At 37.5% G+C, this 14,687-nt stretch carries 14 protein-coding genes; 9 read left to right on the top strand and 5 right to left on the bottom strand.

Translation table 11 applies throughout. From position 1 onward, the window contains the following. The first annotated feature begins 12 nt into the window (after positions 1–12). The 3 genes from MOO44_RS00210 to MOO44_RS00200 all read left to right on the top strand — a co-directional run bounded on the left by MOO44_RS00210 (position 13) and on the right by MOO44_RS00200 (position 2,322). A complete protein-coding gene (locus MOO44_RS00210) occupies positions 13–555 on the top strand; it encodes a hypothetical protein (protein ID WP_260115909.1) in 543 nt (180 codons plus the stop codon). A gap of 68 nt (positions 556–623) precedes the next feature. Then, positions 624–1,139, top strand: coding sequence for a hypothetical protein (locus MOO44_RS00205; RefSeq protein WP_260115908.1), 516 nt, complete (start codon positions 624–626; stop codon positions 1,137–1,139). A 127-nt stretch (positions 1,140–1,266) separates the two neighbouring features. After that, complete coding sequence (locus MOO44_RS00200; RefSeq protein ID WP_260115907.1) at positions 1,267–2,322, top strand: hypothetical protein; 1,056 nt, start codon at positions 1,267–1,269, stop codon at positions 2,320–2,322. On the opposite strand, the gene MOO44_RS00195 is transcribed toward MOO44_RS00200, so the two are convergent. Continuing rightward, positions 2,319–2,777, bottom strand: a complete 459-nt coding sequence (locus tag MOO44_RS00195) for a hypothetical protein (protein WP_260115906.1) — start codon at positions 2,775–2,777, stop codon at positions 2,319–2,321. The two genes, MOO44_RS00200 and MOO44_RS00195, sit on opposite strands and share 4 nt — an antisense overlap. Before the next feature lie 149 nt (positions 2,778–2,926). Here MOO44_RS00195 and MOO44_RS00190 point away from each other — a divergent pair, with 149 nt between their 5' ends. Next, on the top strand, positions 2,927–3,535 hold the full coding sequence (locus MOO44_RS00190) for a zinc ribbon domain-containing protein (protein WP_260115905.1): 609 nt from the start codon (positions 2,927–2,929) through the stop codon (positions 3,533–3,535). Positions 3,536–3,558: 23 nt separating this feature from the next. Here MOO44_RS00190 and MOO44_RS00185 read toward each other — a convergent pair whose 3' ends face one another. After that, a complete protein-coding gene (locus MOO44_RS00185) occupies positions 3,559–4,959 on the bottom strand; it encodes an FAD-binding oxidoreductase (RefSeq protein WP_260115904.1) in 1,401 nt (466 codons plus the stop codon). Positions 4,960–5,118: 159 nt separating this feature from the next. On the opposite strand from MOO44_RS00185, the gene MOO44_RS00180 reads away from it, so the two are divergent. Further along, positions 5,119–6,480 (top strand): glutamate--cysteine ligase, encoded by a 1,362-nt coding sequence (locus tag MOO44_RS00180; protein WP_260115903.1) that lies wholly within the window; start codon positions 5,119–5,121, stop codon positions 6,478–6,480. 37 nt (positions 6,481–6,517) lie between these two features. On the opposite strand, the gene MOO44_RS00175 is transcribed toward MOO44_RS00180, so the two are convergent. Beyond that, positions 6,518–7,441, bottom strand: coding sequence for an AEC family transporter (locus tag MOO44_RS00175; protein ID WP_260115902.1), 924 nt, complete (start codon positions 7,439–7,441; stop codon positions 6,518–6,520). Between the two features lie 43 nt (positions 7,442–7,484). Continuing rightward, complete coding sequence (locus MOO44_RS00170; RefSeq protein ID WP_260115901.1) at positions 7,485–8,465, bottom strand: ketopantoate reductase family protein; 981 nt, start codon at positions 8,463–8,465, stop codon at positions 7,485–7,487. Positions 8,466–8,586: 121 nt separating this feature from the next. On the opposite strand from MOO44_RS00170, the gene MOO44_RS00165 reads away from it, so the two are divergent. The 4 genes from MOO44_RS00165 to MOO44_RS00150 all read left to right on the top strand — a co-directional run bounded on the left by MOO44_RS00165 (position 8,587) and on the right by MOO44_RS00150 (position 14,310). Then, complete coding sequence (locus MOO44_RS00165) at positions 8,587–9,231, top strand: DNA-3-methyladenine glycosylase (RefSeq protein ID WP_260115900.1); 645 nt, start codon at positions 8,587–8,589, stop codon at positions 9,229–9,231. A gap of 45 nt (positions 9,232–9,276) precedes the next feature. After that, the gene (locus MOO44_RS00160; protein ID WP_260115899.1) at positions 9,277–10,413 is read left to right on the top strand and encodes an exonuclease SbcCD subunit D; all 1,137 of its coding nucleotides are present in this window, start codon (positions 9,277–9,279) and stop codon (positions 10,411–10,413) included. Then, complete coding sequence (locus MOO44_RS00155; protein ID WP_260115898.1) at positions 10,414–13,548, top strand: AAA family ATPase; 3,135 nt, start codon at positions 10,414–10,416, stop codon at positions 13,546–13,548. A 234-nt stretch (positions 13,549–13,782) separates the two neighbouring features. Further along, positions 13,783–14,310, top strand: a complete 528-nt coding sequence (locus MOO44_RS00150) for a hypothetical protein (RefSeq protein WP_260115897.1) — start codon at positions 13,783–13,785, stop codon at positions 14,308–14,310. Positions 14,311–14,362: 52 nt separating this feature from the next. Here the strand turns inward: MOO44_RS00150 and MOO44_RS00145 are convergent, their stop codons facing one another. After that, positions 14,363–14,683 carry a hypothetical protein gene (locus tag MOO44_RS00145; RefSeq protein WP_260115896.1) on the bottom strand — a complete coding sequence of 107 codons (321 nt, stop codon included), beginning with the start codon at positions 14,681–14,683 and terminating at the stop codon, positions 14,363–14,365. Positions 14,684–14,687 lie beyond the last annotated feature (4 nt).

Here is a 14,687-nt window from a genome sequence, read left to right as displayed (position 1 = left end):
GAGTTGATTTATTTGCAAATCCATACGCTAGGCCCCAAAACAACCGATAGTTATAATGCTTATCAATATGCATGTCAACATTTGGAAGGGGTTAGGAAATACGATGTATCGTTACACCCGTCCTTTCAAGATATTTACGCTAAGTTAGATCAATATCATGGTGATTTATTTTTGGTGCCGGTCGCTTACCGTAATTCTGATGGCACTAATTGGACCGATAATAACTTGATTTTTGGTCAACAATTGTCGATTGTAAATTGCTTTCATTTGCCATTACGAACAATGGTATTGGTTCAAAATAAAAATTGCCAAAATGGCAGATCAATTATTCATCCATCCACAATTGGCATTTTAAATAATTGCTTACCAACAATTGATACTCAAAAAATTAAGTTTGTGACCAGTAAACCGCTAGCGCTTAGTACCTTTTTAGAACAACATTTTCAATTTGGAATTTTTAGTTATGGTGATTTTGAGCCGCACGATACTGATCAATACCAAATTTTAACGCGTTTAAACCCCCATATGATTTGGTGTTTATATCAAATTAAATAGAGCTTTATTTTGAGTTCTATTTTTTAGTATAATAGAATCATAATTAATTAATAAGGAGTAACGATTTGATGAAAAACTTGGGTAAAATCATTTTACTAACATTGGGATTATCTTTATTTAGTACTAGCTTGATGTCATTTACAAATGCTAGTGCTGCTACTGTCAATAATGGCGCTCCCAAGGAATTAAAGGGAACTTGGATTACTAAGGTCAAGAAGCTGAGTAAAACTTTAAGGGTTAAGGACTCATTATACCAACGCTCTATTTGGTACGTTGGGAAGAATAGCACCGATGAATCAGGACTATTCTATCAGACCAAGACCAAACCAGCTAGCATGTTCAATGCTGAATCGAGTGGTGCTAATAAAGGGTTAACTTACACTAAAAGTGGGAATACTTATTATTTAAATTCTAAGGGTGATGATAACTACTTCCACTATAAAGCTAAGTTACTGAATAATCGGAAAATTAAGCTTTACTTTAGCTCAGATAAAAACGTTAAAAAATGGCATTATAATGGTGAATATTATAAGCAATCCACCAAGCTAATTCATTTTACTACCAATACTAAGATTAAGGACTAATGAGTTAATAAGCGCAGTTAGGGATTTACCCCTAGCTGCGCTTATTTAATATAAATGTAATAATCTTCATTTGCTGAAAGCGTATAATTAAAACCGTTATTAATTATTAGAAAGCAGATGAATTAGATTGAACTCCGTGAAATCATGGTTATTAACTGGGATTTGTGTTGGATTATTCATGGTAAGTACCGATAGTTACCAAGCACTTGCAATGACGACTAAGAATCAAAAGCAACCTGCCATTACCAGTATTGGTAGGATTAAAACAATCAATAATAAAAATATTACTCGAAAACTTCCTAAGAGATATTCAAATGGATACTATCCAGAATCTGGGCACATTAATCGGATGCGGGTTAACGGTGGAGCTAAAAATGTTCATTTTACCACTAGTTACTTTCTATCCCATGATAATTCACAGCTATGGGCAGCTCCACAGAGTGCTGCACGGGTGGGCCATTACGTTTATGTCATGTATAACCTAAATCGTTCCTTTAATGATAAGCATGATTTTATCGTTCGTTACGATATCCGCAAGATGAAGAATCACGGGATCCCATTGCTTCATAAGAATAAAAAAGCAGCTGGGATTAAAGTGGGACCGGTGTTTAAGGGCGGCCATGGGCAATCATTGTCATATAACCCGAAGAATAAGCAATTATGGTTTGTTAATGTGGGGCGTGGCTCAGCATATAATGCCAGTGCTGAACGGGTAAGCATGAGAACGCTAAGGCCAAATTATCAAGTTAAATTTAAATTTACAAGGAATCGATTACTATCAATGGATAATTCACTGGCGTTTGATAAACACGGCCGTGCATATACTTATGTTCGGGCTGGTGGTGGCGATGTTAAGGTTGGGGCATACCGTATCTATTATGGTAAAATTTCCACTAGCGGAGTTCATTTTAGAGTTGCAAAGCACGCAATTAGACATGCTGCCGGAGCAATTCCACAGGGGATGGGCTATAATCCTAAGAACAATCGCCTCTACTTTGTATCGGATGGTAGTATTATTTCAATTCCAGCTAATAAGGTTAATCGTTTTAAAAAACATGATATTCATTATATTCACGTTAAAACTAACCGTGAATTTGAAGGATTAACCTTTAATCGCAAGGGTGAAGGGTTATTATTAGTATTGAGACCATCTGAATTAATGAAGATGAGCGGATCGTTTTAGGATTGAATGGCTGTTTTGAAAATTTTTGACACGTGAAAAAGTAAATTAACTGCATCAACGAATAAATTTAAGGTGATGAAATCCACTCCGGGACGGCCGTCTGCAGATTGGATTAGGTATAAATTTTCTGGAACTAAATCATTGGCTGCAATATCATTAGCAATCCGATGGTTGCTGGCTACGTACTCACTTCGGTGACGTTTATATAATTCAATCCAGTACGGATCGTCATTAAAAAGAGTAAAGTGAATATTATTAAGGTTATTTTCCTGTCGCTCGGCGATTAAACTGCATTCAAATGTATTTTTACTTTCTAGATGGGTTAATTGAATTTTAACCTCCGGGTCAGATTGAGTATCATTAATTTGGATTTGGTCAATCTTAAGGAGACTAAAGTGAATTTTGATTTCATCTTGAATGGTTTTAGCCATTTCGAATCCAGTGATTGTGTTCATTTTTAAAACATCCTTTATAAAAATATTGATATTGTCTATTTTTAAGCATTATAATAATAATTACTTAGTGTAATTACTATTATATAATATTTCATATTGTTGGTTATCTGATATGGCTGATTTAAATAACTCAATTGGGGTGAATATTAATGAATAATAAAAAATGTCCCGAATGTGGGACACAGGTAAATGCAAATGATGAATTTTGTCCCAATTGCGGCTTTAGTTTTAAATTAGTGAATGCAATTGGAGCTGGTGATCAATCGACTATCGATGGCATTAAATATAATTTAAATGCCAAGGTTCCGGAGATTATTGCTAGCGGATTAAACGAGGATATTAAGCCCACCCAAGTGGCTGCTTATAAACGCTCGATGGGCTTTGCTAATCGGACTGATAACATTTTATTTGCTCAAAACTATGACAAGCATAAATCATTATCGTTAATTTGGGACCTACTTGATGCTAAATCATATATTTTATCATTTGAGCATGATGGAATTCTATTCATTGGCTTGGGGATTGCCGGTCAATTTACCGGGAAAAACGCCTATTTAAGTGATTCTGAAATTAAGGAATTTGACTTTCGATATGGATTTGGAAAGCGTGTAATTACAATTAGATCGACCCGGGGGTTACTAAAACTAACTTGTCCATCAACGATTAAATTGAATACACTGCAGAAGCAAAACCTTGCTAATCTGGGTGAGTTAACGGATCAATATAATATTTGGGTGGATGAAAAAAATGGGAACTAGATTAATGCTAGTTCCCATTTTTTTTAGTTAATTTTCCGTTTGGGATTTAAGAGATGCATCGGATCAAGTAATGATTTAATCTGTTGCTGTAAGTAATCCGCCTCTGCACCTAGTTGTTGGTTAACCCATTGGTTTTTGAGCATCCCGACTGAGTATTCACCAGTAATCGTTCCATTGAGTTCGATGGTTTTATGATAGATGGCCTTGACCATTTGAACGACGTTTTCTGGAACGGCTTTGGCTGACTTAGGCCATCCAATGATGGGATGGACCGTTCCATCACCAACATAAGCGGCCGTGAAAACATTAATGGAAAGCTCATGCCCTAATTGATCAATGGATTGAATTAAGTTAGTCGATTGACTAAGTGGCACCGTTAAATCGGACATAAAGAATTGGCTATTTTGATCAGAATAGATTGCTGGAAACATTGCCATTGCAAGACCGGCAATGTTCTTAACCTCAGCTGGTTCATCACTTAATTGAATCTGCTTACCGTTGTATTGGTTGAAAATTTTTGATAATGCAGATTTTACCTGTTCGTTACTACCATCGACTTTAACGATTAGCATTGCATGACCGTCTTTCAGGTAATTCGTTTGTTTTAACTTATCAATTGCCCCTAAAATGTTTGCATCAAATGCCTGCATTAAGGATGGATAAGCTCCAGATTTGCGGACTGCTGTTGCAGCCTCATTTAATGTATCAAGGTCCTTAAAAACAGCGGCACCAGCAATTGATTTACCAAGTGGAATCGGAAATAATTTAACTGTGATCTCGGTAACGATTCCAAGCGTTCCCTCAGCTCCCACGAATAGATGGGTTAAATCATAGCCGAATGAATTCTTGTAAGTATCAGTCCCAACATGGATTTCACGACCGTCTGCAAGGATCACGGTTAATGCTAGGACCGAATCCTTAGTAGTACCGTACCTTAGGGCACTAGCACCACCGGCATTAGTATTGGTATTACCCCCGATGGATGAAAATGTTCTAGAACCAGGATCTGGAGCATATAACATGCCAACTTTATTAGCTGCCTGATTTAATTCGTTATTAATTACACCGGGTTGGACAACCGCTAGTTGATCATTGGCATCCACTTTAAGAATGTGATTCATCTTTTCAGTAGAAATCAGAATCCCATTTTCAATTGCATTGGATCCTGCTACGATGCTAGAGCCAGTTGTCTTTGGAATCACTGGGAGGTGGTATTTTCTAGCAACCTTTAAAACGCCCTTAATATCGTTTTCATCAGTCACCTTAACGAATGCAATTAAGGAATCGGTGGATTTGATGATGCTGTTCGAATCACTAGCCTGCTTAGCTAACGAATCCGCATCGGTAATTAACTCAGCGTTGGGTGCAGCTGATTTTAAATCATGAATTACGTCTTTATCAGAAAATGGATTAAAAATAGACATTAAAAAACCTCCTAATTAAAAACTACTACTTATTTACATTCTAACGGCTTTTAAATTTTGCACAATTAATATGCTCAATATTAGATAGTATTCATTGTAAGCACTAATTATATGTTATAAAATTTAACTAATAACTTTTTAATAGGGTCGGTGAAGCGCATGTTGAATGAAATTGGTAAGGCAATCGTAAAAAATCAGTTAGTTGCTAAAGTTACTAACATTGGGACCGGAATTGAAGTGGAGCGAGATCGAGTGGATCAAAATGGTCATTTAAGTAGGCATCCATATCCCAGCGACATTGGGAACGAAGCAACGAACCCATGGATTACCAATGATTTCTTAGAGACCATGTCCGAAGTGGTAACCCCACCAGCTAAGAATGATTTAGACACGCTTCATTATTCATATGCAATTACGTTAATTCTTAGAAAAGCATTGGCAAATGATGAGCTACTATGGCCACTTTCAATGCCACCAGTGCTACCTGAGGTAAAGGATAAGTCATTATTGGCTAAGGCAAGCCCCAAAAAGCGCAAGTACATTGAAGGGTTGTATCATCGGTACGGTGTTGCTAAACAAACGCCCAGCGGAGTCCATATTAATGTAAGTTTGGATTCAGAAATAATTGATTTTTTAATGCATTCATTTCATGATCAATTTTCAGATCGGGTTGCAGTGCAGAATTACGTTTACCCGATTATTGCCCAGGGCTTCATTAAGTACCGTTGGTTATTGACCTACCTATTCGGTGCCAGTCCGGTTGCCCAGGACAATTATTTTGAAAAGGGCAAGGGTCCCAATCATCCGATTAGAAGTATTCGACAAAGTAGTTATGGTTATCCCACTTCATTTTCTGTGGACTATTCGAGTGTGGAAAAATATGCTGAAAAAATCATGAATGCAGTGCGTGAGGGAAAAATCATGGCCATTGCCGAATTTTACGGAGCAGTGCGTTTTAAGGGAAGTCAAGATTTAAATGACCTAGTGAAAAATGGCATTAAGTACATCGAGCTAAGAATGTTTGACTTAGATCCAACGGTAGACGTTGCGCTAAGAACTTCCACATTGCGGTTCGTTAAGTTGTTGATGATTTACTTTGTAATGGTAGATCCAATTGACAGAAACGATGCAGAGGCGGATTTAGCACGAGCTGAAGAAATGAATTCACGGGTAGCAACTGAAATGCCCACTAGTCATTGTGAGTATGAAAGTGAAGCCCGCAAGTTAGTTGCGAACTTACGCGAATTTGTAAACTACCTAGAATTAGGACCTGAATATTTAGAAATTTTAGACCAAGTCGAACGTAAAATTGATACGCCGACTTTGACCATCAGTGGATATTTGTTTGATAAGATCAAGGATGGATCGTTGTTAGAGTATGGAATCGAACGTGCGAAACAATACCAAGCTGATGGCCTCGCTGCTAATTACTATTTTAAGGGATTTGCGGGGACTGATGGAGATGTGGATGCAGAAACATTGAAACAAGGATTATTCGACGGAAATTGGCAATCTAAATAAAATAACGTCATTAGCATAATTGCTAATGACGTTATTTTTAAACTCCTCGAATCAACATTATGACAGCTAATGAGATAACTGATAGAATCGTTGAGAAGAATAGAGTCGATACCATTTCCTTTTCAGCTACATGGTATTGATTTGAAAATGTAGTAACGATTGCTGCACTTGAAATCCCAACGGTAATAACGATTTGAGTAATGACCGTGGAACTAGTATGCACAGCACTCATAATTAAAAACATTACTAATGGAACGATAATTAATTTGAGGAATACGTTTTTTAATACGTTAAACGAAAAACTAGGTTTAAGTCGTTCTAAAATGATTCCAGATGAGAACAACGCCATGCCACTAGTGGTACCACCAATAACGGTAAAGTTTCGTTCCCATAGGGGATCAATATTAAATCCTAAGAATACTAGGATGGTTGCAACAATGGGGGCAAAAACAACTGGTTTCTTAAGGGCATTGATAAAATGTCTTAAGTAGTTAGTGTTCCCGCTTTGATCCATTGAAATTAAAATAACGGTAACTGGCATTAAAAATAGATTTAATGTAATTCCCCCGAATGAAATAATCAACGGACTTTCCTTGGGGAAAATGGTTCCTAAAATGATTGGGCCTACATATACAATTGATGGGCCATTAATTGCTAGTGCACGGAGTCCGGCAATGCTAATCGGTCGCTTAAGCAGGTAGTGCGAAATTAGGAAGGTGATGATATAACCACCGACCATTGCTACAATTACCCAAAAGCCAACTGATAAATTATCAATGATTGTCTGACTCTTAATTGAGATGATACTACCAAACAAACTAAATGGTAGTGCGTAGTTTAACACGAACTGATTAAACTTAGTGGCGTCATTTAAATCGAATTTTTTACGATACGACGCATAGTAACCGACTAGTAGGGTGACAATAATAGGGCAAAGTGCACTGACTAATTTTTCAAACATAATAGGTTCCTCCCATATCGAACGTTAAATTTCCAGAAATAGTTTAGCTATTCTGGACCCGCTCGACATAGGCTGCCAAATCAAAGTTTCCTGCAAATTCAGCAAGGTGAACTAAGTTCCGTAAGAAGTCATGGGTAGTTGCTTCATAGTGATACTTTAAACCGAGGTCATAAATATAACCATTAATGTAGTCCACTTCGGTTGGCCGGCCCTTTGAGAAGTCTTGATACATGGAAGGGTAATGAAGTGGATTCCCAGTTTCACTAACGAACTTAACGGTTTCCCATTCGTCTTCACGGGTCCCTAATAACTTGATATTTGCACGTTCACAAACATCATATGCTTCATTGATTAACTGACGTGATAATTTTTCCGCAGTGGGTGATTGAATAAATTCACCCATTGGAATTTTCATCATTGTACAAAGGGTATTAACCACTGAATTGAATACGATCTTTGACATTAAGGTTCCCATAAAGTTAGTGGTTAATGTCGGATTCAGATTTGCCTTTTGGAAGTCATCCATAATTTGATGGGTGGTTTCATCCGGCTTTTCAGTTTGGTTAGCAAAATGCATCGAACCAGCACCTGGTTTTCCAATAAAATCAACGTCACCCGGCTTGTTAAGGACCGTTCCAATCAATGCAGTTCCACCAATTACCTTATCCTTAGCAAAGTATTGATCGAATTGTTCAATATGGCCCATTCCGTTCATTCCACTAACTACGTATTGTTTATCGGTAAAGAAGTGTGAACATCGTTTTAACATTTCTGCTAAGGTCATTTGCTTAGCAAAAACTATGTATGCATCTGGATTACCCTTGTATTCTTCTGGGAAATAAATCTTCACTGGTACTAAATGGCGACCTTGCCCATCTCTGGATACGTATACGCCACCTTGTTCCTTGATCGTATTTACTTCTGGTTCCCAGGTATCAACAAAATCCACGTCAAAACCAGCTTCTTGAAGCAATACGCCTAACCGAAGCCCCATGGCTCCAGCGCCTAAAACAGTATATTTCATAAATATGTCACTCCAATCTAATCAATTTCTAACAATTTTACCACTATGTAATTAAAATGCAACCTTTTTTTAATCTTAAGCACACTAAGTGTATACTTATCAATGTTAGGGAGGAACTAAAATGTTAAATCAACAGATTGAATTTGTAAGGGCTTTTTTTGATCATCAACCAACTGAAAAAATTGCTGAAAACTGTTTAGGACGTAAATTAATTTATGACGGTCCGCATGGGACCGTTGCTGCCTATATCGTTGAAGCAGAGGCATACTTAGGACAAAATGATTCGACTGCCCATGCTTATCATGGCCGTCGAACAGCTTCGAACGAACCATTATACGGGGAACCGGGGACGGTCTATATTTATTCCATCCATGGTCGATATTTATTTGATGTGGTTACCCAACCCAAAGATGTCCCACAGGGGATCTTAATTCGAGCGGGGCAACCATGTGATGGGATTGCGATTATGGAACAAAATCGAAATAAACATGGGGTTAATTTAACTAATGGCCCAGGAAAACTGATGGAGGCCTTTGGAATTCATGATATGAAGATGAATCAGCAATACGTTAATGATTGTCCGATTCGAATGGATTTAAACCACCGGTTAATGCCTGAACGAGTGGTGGCTAGCTCACGAATTGGGGTTAACCAATCTGGTCCTTCAGCCAATTCACCACTTCGATTTTACGTTGCTGGGAACCCATATGTTTCGGGAATGTTGAAACGTGATCGATTAAAAAACAACGGTTGGAAAAATAATTAGTGTTTTTTACGAATTTAATTTATTAGAGAATCTGGGGGGATGAAAATGCGATTATTACACACTGCAGATTGGCACATTGGCAGGCGACTGCATGGATTTGATTTAGAGTTGGAACAACGAAATGCATTTGCGCAAATCGAACAGATTGCCAAGGACGAACAGGTAGATGGGATTGTGATTGCAGGAGATTTATATGACCGGACCCTTCCATCAGAAAAGTCAGTGGGGTTATTGAATCAGATGCTAAAACAATTAAATTTAACCGATCAAATTCCCATTTATGCCATTTCTGGGAATCACGATAGTGCAACCCGACTGTCGATTGGAAGTGAGTGGTTTTTAGATACTAATTTTTATATTCATACTAGGGTAGCACAGGCATTTACACCAATTGAATTCGGTGATAGTCAGTTATTTTTATTGCCATATTTTGAACCGTTTGAGGTTCGCCAATATTTTGGGGATGATTCGATCCAGCACGTTGACGAAGCATTTGCGGCAATTTTAAAGCAAATCAAAACCAGATTTGCTCCTGATAAAAAACATATTTTAATTTCACATTTTTTTGCTGCTGGGAGTCAAACGACTGATTCAGAAACTAAACTAACTGTCGGTGGTTTAGCAGCCGTGCCGTTAAAATTGCTTGCGGATTTTGACTACGTTGCATTAGGGCACCTCCACGGAAAGGATGCCCTTCGTGATCCGAAAGTTCAGTATAGCGGTTCACCCGTTAAATTTTCCCTCTCCGAAGCTAATCAGGAAAAGGGGGTATTAATCGTGGATACTGATGATATTGAACATCGACGATTTGTAAAACTATCACCGCTTAAGGATGTTAAGCAACTACGCGGTGATTTTGAAACCCTAGTGAACCCTAATTATTATCAGACCATTAATCGGGGTGACTACATTGGAATTAACTTAACGAATCGGAACCAGATTCCCAATTTAATGTCGCAATTGAGAAAAATATATCCAAATATTATTGAACTAAAACGTGCAAATGGATATGATGATATTTTGCATTATGATGGGGAAAGCGCTACTAACATTCGTCAGTCCGACCCGATGGATTTAATGCAACGATTTTATGAACAGGTCACGAAGCAACGATTAACTGCTGATCAATTAAAGTGGGCCCAAGATACCTTACACTCGGTTAGTGATGGGGGTAAATTATAGATGAAACCGATAACTTTAAAATTAACCAATTTTGGTCCTTATGAACACGAAGTGATTGACTTTACTAAGTTAGACACTGCTGCATTATTTTTAATTTCAGGACCTACTGGTAGTGGAAAAACAACCATTTTCGATGCAATTACATTTGCACTTTATGGAGTGGGCGCTAGTGATGATCGCCCGGTTGAGGAGCTTCGCTCTGATTTTGCTGATTTAGAAGCCAAAACAGCCGTTGATTTTGAATTTTCTCATCAGGGGAAAAATTACCTTATTCACCGGGAACCCAAGCAGGTACGGAGTAAAAAGCGTGGAAGTGGGACTAAGGAATATCCAGCTGTTGGAAAACTCAAAGTTTTTGATAACGGAAATGAAATTGATGAAATTACCAAGCTACAAAAAATTAACTTAACGTTAGAGTCAGTCCTTCAAATTAACCGCCGTCAATTTACCCAGATTGTGTTATTACCACAGGGAGAGTTTAGACGCTTTTTAGTTGCTTCTAGTGCTGATAAGGAAACTGTTTTACGCCATATTTTTAAAACCATTGGTTATCAAAAGTGGGGCGAAGCGATTAAGGAACGCTTAAAGGGTGCGTCCCAAAAGGCCAAGCAATGGCAATTAGCAATTGAACAGGGATTATCTAGAATTAAATGGCATCAACCTGAAACGATTGAAATTAGCAAATTGACCAATGAGCAACAAATTGAACTTTTAAAACACCAACAAAGTGCTGCTAAAATCGTTCTTGATGACCATGAAAAACAAGTCCAAAATCAACAAACCCAGGTTGCACAGGTGCAGCAAGAAATTGAAAACACCCAAAAAATAAATACCCAAATTAGCGAACTTAATAAGTATCAGGAACGATTAACGCACCTTAAAGCTAAGCGGTCAGCTATGGAAGCCTTGGGGCACTTAGTGGCCGACTTGGAATGGACTAATCAACATTTAGCTGACCAGCAACGATTAGTTGAATTAAACGGCCAGATTAATAATTATGAGGCGAAGTTAAATGAAATTCATCAAAAAATTGCTGAACAACAATTAGTTTCAAGCCAGTTACAGAAACAATCAGATCATCTAATTAGTTTGGCTAGTGAAAATCAAATTAGAATGGACCGGCTTTCGGTTGATAAACATCAACGACCTGAATTGGAGCGATATCAGCAAAAACAAGCTCAATTAGCTCAGATTGTTAAGCAGCATGCTGAAACTGAGGTGCAGTTAAATGATTGCAATGCAAAGCGGGATCGATTAGATCAACAATTACAATTCAATGTTCAACAATTAGATCAATTACCAGTATTAAAGGATGAATTGAACGAATTAAAGCATCAAGTAGATCAACTGACCCCCGTAAAAAAACGTTGCAATGATTTAATTACCCAATCGAATGATTTGAATATGATTAATAAGCAACTCACTCAAGATCGACAATTAATAACCGACCACAAGCAAACGACTAAGGCGCTTAAGGCCGATTATGAACGATTGAATGATGAATTTATCAAGAATCAAATTCTGATTTTGGCGAGTCAGTTAAAACCGGGAACACCATGTCCGGTTTGTGGGAGTCATGAACACCCGATGCCAGCTAAGTTTAGTAGTGAACAAGTAATATCAGAAGCAGCTGTTAAATCCGCTGATCAAAATTATCAAAAGGCGGCTAAGGAGCTAGCCAAATTCACTTCACGAATAAATGAACAAACCATCCAGTTTACGAAACAATCTGACGATTTAAAAAAACAACGGATGGAGCTATTAGCTGAGATAACTCCATTTACAACTGTTGATCAATTCGTTTCGATTCAGAATTTAGCTGGAATTGTTGATAAAGAAGTCACAAAGCGCGTTGCTCAAATCGACGAGGTAAATCAGCAAGTCCAACGGTTAAATCAACTAATGGTCGATAATGAACATTTGCACTCAAAAATTACCAAATTAGATGGGCAGCAATCTGACTTAAGGCAAGTCCAAAATGATAGTTCAATTCAAATGCATGGGTTAAAAACTCAAATTAGTGATATTTTGGCTGGGCTCCCAAGTGGGATTAATGATATTACAGCGCTTGATGCTGAAATTGATTCCCTAACTAATCAAATTAATCAATACCAAACAGCCGTCGATAAATTAAAGGCTGATCAATCAAATAATCGGGAATTAATGTCATCTTTAAATGCGCAACTAGAAACTACGCAGGAAGATTTAAACGCCAATCAAGACGATTATCAACAAAAGTTTAAACGACTAGCGGATTTGTTGAAGACGCGATTCACTGATGATGGTTGGGATTATTTTACTAAATTATTGGCAAGGCTTAATGAGTTGGCACAATTGCAATCACAATTAGCTGAATACCAAGATGAGCTCAAACTTTTAGAGAATAATATTACAACCTATCAAAAAATCGTTGGAAACCAGCAGGCTAGGGATCTAACGGCTGCTAAGCAGCACTTAGGCGAATTAAAACAACAAGCTAGTGCTTTGGCAAAACAATTTCAAGCTGATCGGGATGAGTTTAAATTGAACGATGCGACGATGAGTGAAATCATTAATAACAATCGACGAATTGGTAATCAGGCCCAAAAATTGAATGAATTAACGTTGCTTTCTGAAACGGTCAATGGAAAGGGTGATGCTAAGTTAAGCTTAGAGCGGTATGTTTTAAGGGCTCAATTAGTAGCAATATTGGGAATCGCGAATAGCTACCTATCTAATTTAAGCTCTAGTCGCTATCAATTGAAGTTGCATGATGGAGTGGGTTCTAATCAAAGTGATACCGGTCTTGAAATTGATGTTTATGATGACAATGTTGGCCAGTACCGCAGTGTTCATACGCTTTCTGGTGGGGAGAGTTTTATTGCAGCACTTAGCTTAGCCTTGGCACTAGGGGAAGTGATTCAAAATGAGTCTGGTGGCATTAACATTGATACTTTATTTATTGATGAAGGGTTTGGATCATTGGATCGGGACTCACTTCAAACGGCTATGGATGCACTAGAAAACATTGAATCCAGTAATCGGACAATTGGGATTATTAGTCATGTTATGATGCTTCAGGAACAAATTCCAGTGCAATTAAAAATCACCCCCATTGGACAGGGCCGTAGTCGAACGAACATTGTGGCACCATAGAAGGGATTGAGTTTAAAATCGGGAATTATTTAATGCTAATGCAAAGAAGACATCTAACTGGTTTTACGTTTGATAATCACATGTTATTATTAGTTGCCTTGATTATTTTATTAGGTTCAATTATTGCGATTATTATAATTATTAAATCAAACCGTAAATAATGTCGATTTGTAATCACATTGAAACACTATTATTTTACTGATGGGATTAAAATATATGCATGGGGTGATTATTTTGAGAAAGACAAAGTTAATGCTAGTGATGTTGACAGTGCCACTAATGCTAGCTGGATGTGGTAATAATGATGGGCAGTTTTCTGGGCATTCTAATACGGTCAGTAAGGTCGTTAATAAGTCTAAACAATCTGCCCAAGCTCAGTCTGAAAAAAATAGTAACTCTTTTCCAACTAATGATTATCAAAGGATTAATCAATCCATCATTAAAAACGCCTTAGATAAAAAGCAAATTTCAACCGCTAGAGCCCAAATTGCTAGTCGGAAGTTATTGATTAGCGGAACGGTTAAATTTATTGGGAAGCCAAAGCATGATCAAAAAGCGATTGTATTATCGAACCAGGATCAATCATATTTGGTTTATGGGAATCCATACGTTCTTAAGGATACTCGAGTTGGTAAACAGATTAATGTTTATGGGAATGGGTTGTCTGTGATGAGTAGCAAGGCAAGTTCATTTGGACTACAGTCAACCGATGTACCGGAAAATACGTTATTATTCAATGCAATTCAAATTAATTCAAAATAAAAAATCGTGGTATCGGGAACTGATAATTATCAATTCCTGATACCACGATTTTTTAATCTTCCTCATATGTTTTAAGTGCAAAGAATAGTTTCTTAATGGGGGACTTGATTACTGGAATTCCAATTAAAATTAATCCGCTGAACAAACTTTCCAATAACATGGGCTTAGTAGTGAAAAACTTTAAATGAACGCTCCAAAGTGCCATGAATGCAATGATTAGAATCATTGCCCCCAACCCCTGTGATTTCCAAAAAATCCGGTTAAATTTTTGTGATTGGTCAAAATTGTACCAACCAAAAATTAAGTGAGCAAAGCCAGCTGATAACCAGATTGCAGCATTGGCTGCACATAAATTAATGATAAACATTCTCATAAGT

Source organism: Nicoliella spurrieriana (genome assembly GCF_023380205.1).
GTDB classification, from domain to species: domain Bacteria; phylum Bacillota; class Bacilli; order Lactobacillales; family Lactobacillaceae; genus Nicoliella; species Nicoliella spurrieriana.
Note: the sequence above shows the minus strand (reverse complement) of the source record. Positions and strands in the feature narration are given on the sequence as shown.

What these genes read in the sequence shown, in the direction of transcription:
- MOO44_RS00160 (WP_260115899.1), top strand. Translation starts at nt 9,277, where the DNA reads ATGCGATTATTACACACTGCAGATTGGCACATTGGCAGGCGACTGCAT.
- MOO44_RS00145 (WP_260115896.1), bottom strand. Translation starts at nt 14,683, where the DNA reads ATGAGAATGTTTATCATTAATTTATGTGCAGCCAATGCTGCAATCTGG.
- MOO44_RS00155 (WP_260115898.1), top strand. Translation starts at nt 10,414, where the DNA reads ATGAAACCGATAACTTTAAAATTAACCAATTTTGGTCCTTATGAACAC.
- MOO44_RS00175 (WP_260115902.1), bottom strand. Translation starts at nt 7,441, where the DNA reads ATGTTTGAAAAATTAGTCAGTGCACTTTGCCCTATTATTGTCACCCTA.
- MOO44_RS00195 (WP_260115906.1), bottom strand. Translation starts at nt 2,777, where the DNA reads ATGAACACAATCACTGGATTCGAAATGGCTAAAACCATTCAAGATGAA.
- MOO44_RS00185 (WP_260115904.1), bottom strand. Translation starts at nt 4,959, where the DNA reads ATGTCTATTTTTAATCCATTTTCTGATAAAGACGTAATTCATGATTTA.
- MOO44_RS00205 (WP_260115908.1), top strand. Translation starts at nt 624, where the DNA reads ATGAAAAACTTGGGTAAAATCATTTTACTAACATTGGGATTATCTTTA.
- MOO44_RS00170 (WP_260115901.1), bottom strand. Translation starts at nt 8,465, where the DNA reads ATGAAATATACTGTTTTAGGCGCTGGAGCCATGGGGCTTCGGTTAGGC.
- MOO44_RS00190 (WP_260115905.1), top strand. Translation starts at nt 2,927, where the DNA reads ATGAATAATAAAAAATGTCCCGAATGTGGGACACAGGTAAATGCAAAT.
- MOO44_RS00165 (WP_260115900.1), top strand. Translation starts at nt 8,587, where the DNA reads ATGTTAAATCAACAGATTGAATTTGTAAGGGCTTTTTTTGATCATCAA.
- MOO44_RS00180 (WP_260115903.1), top strand. Translation starts at nt 5,119, where the DNA reads ATGTTGAATGAAATTGGTAAGGCAATCGTAAAAAATCAGTTAGTTGCT.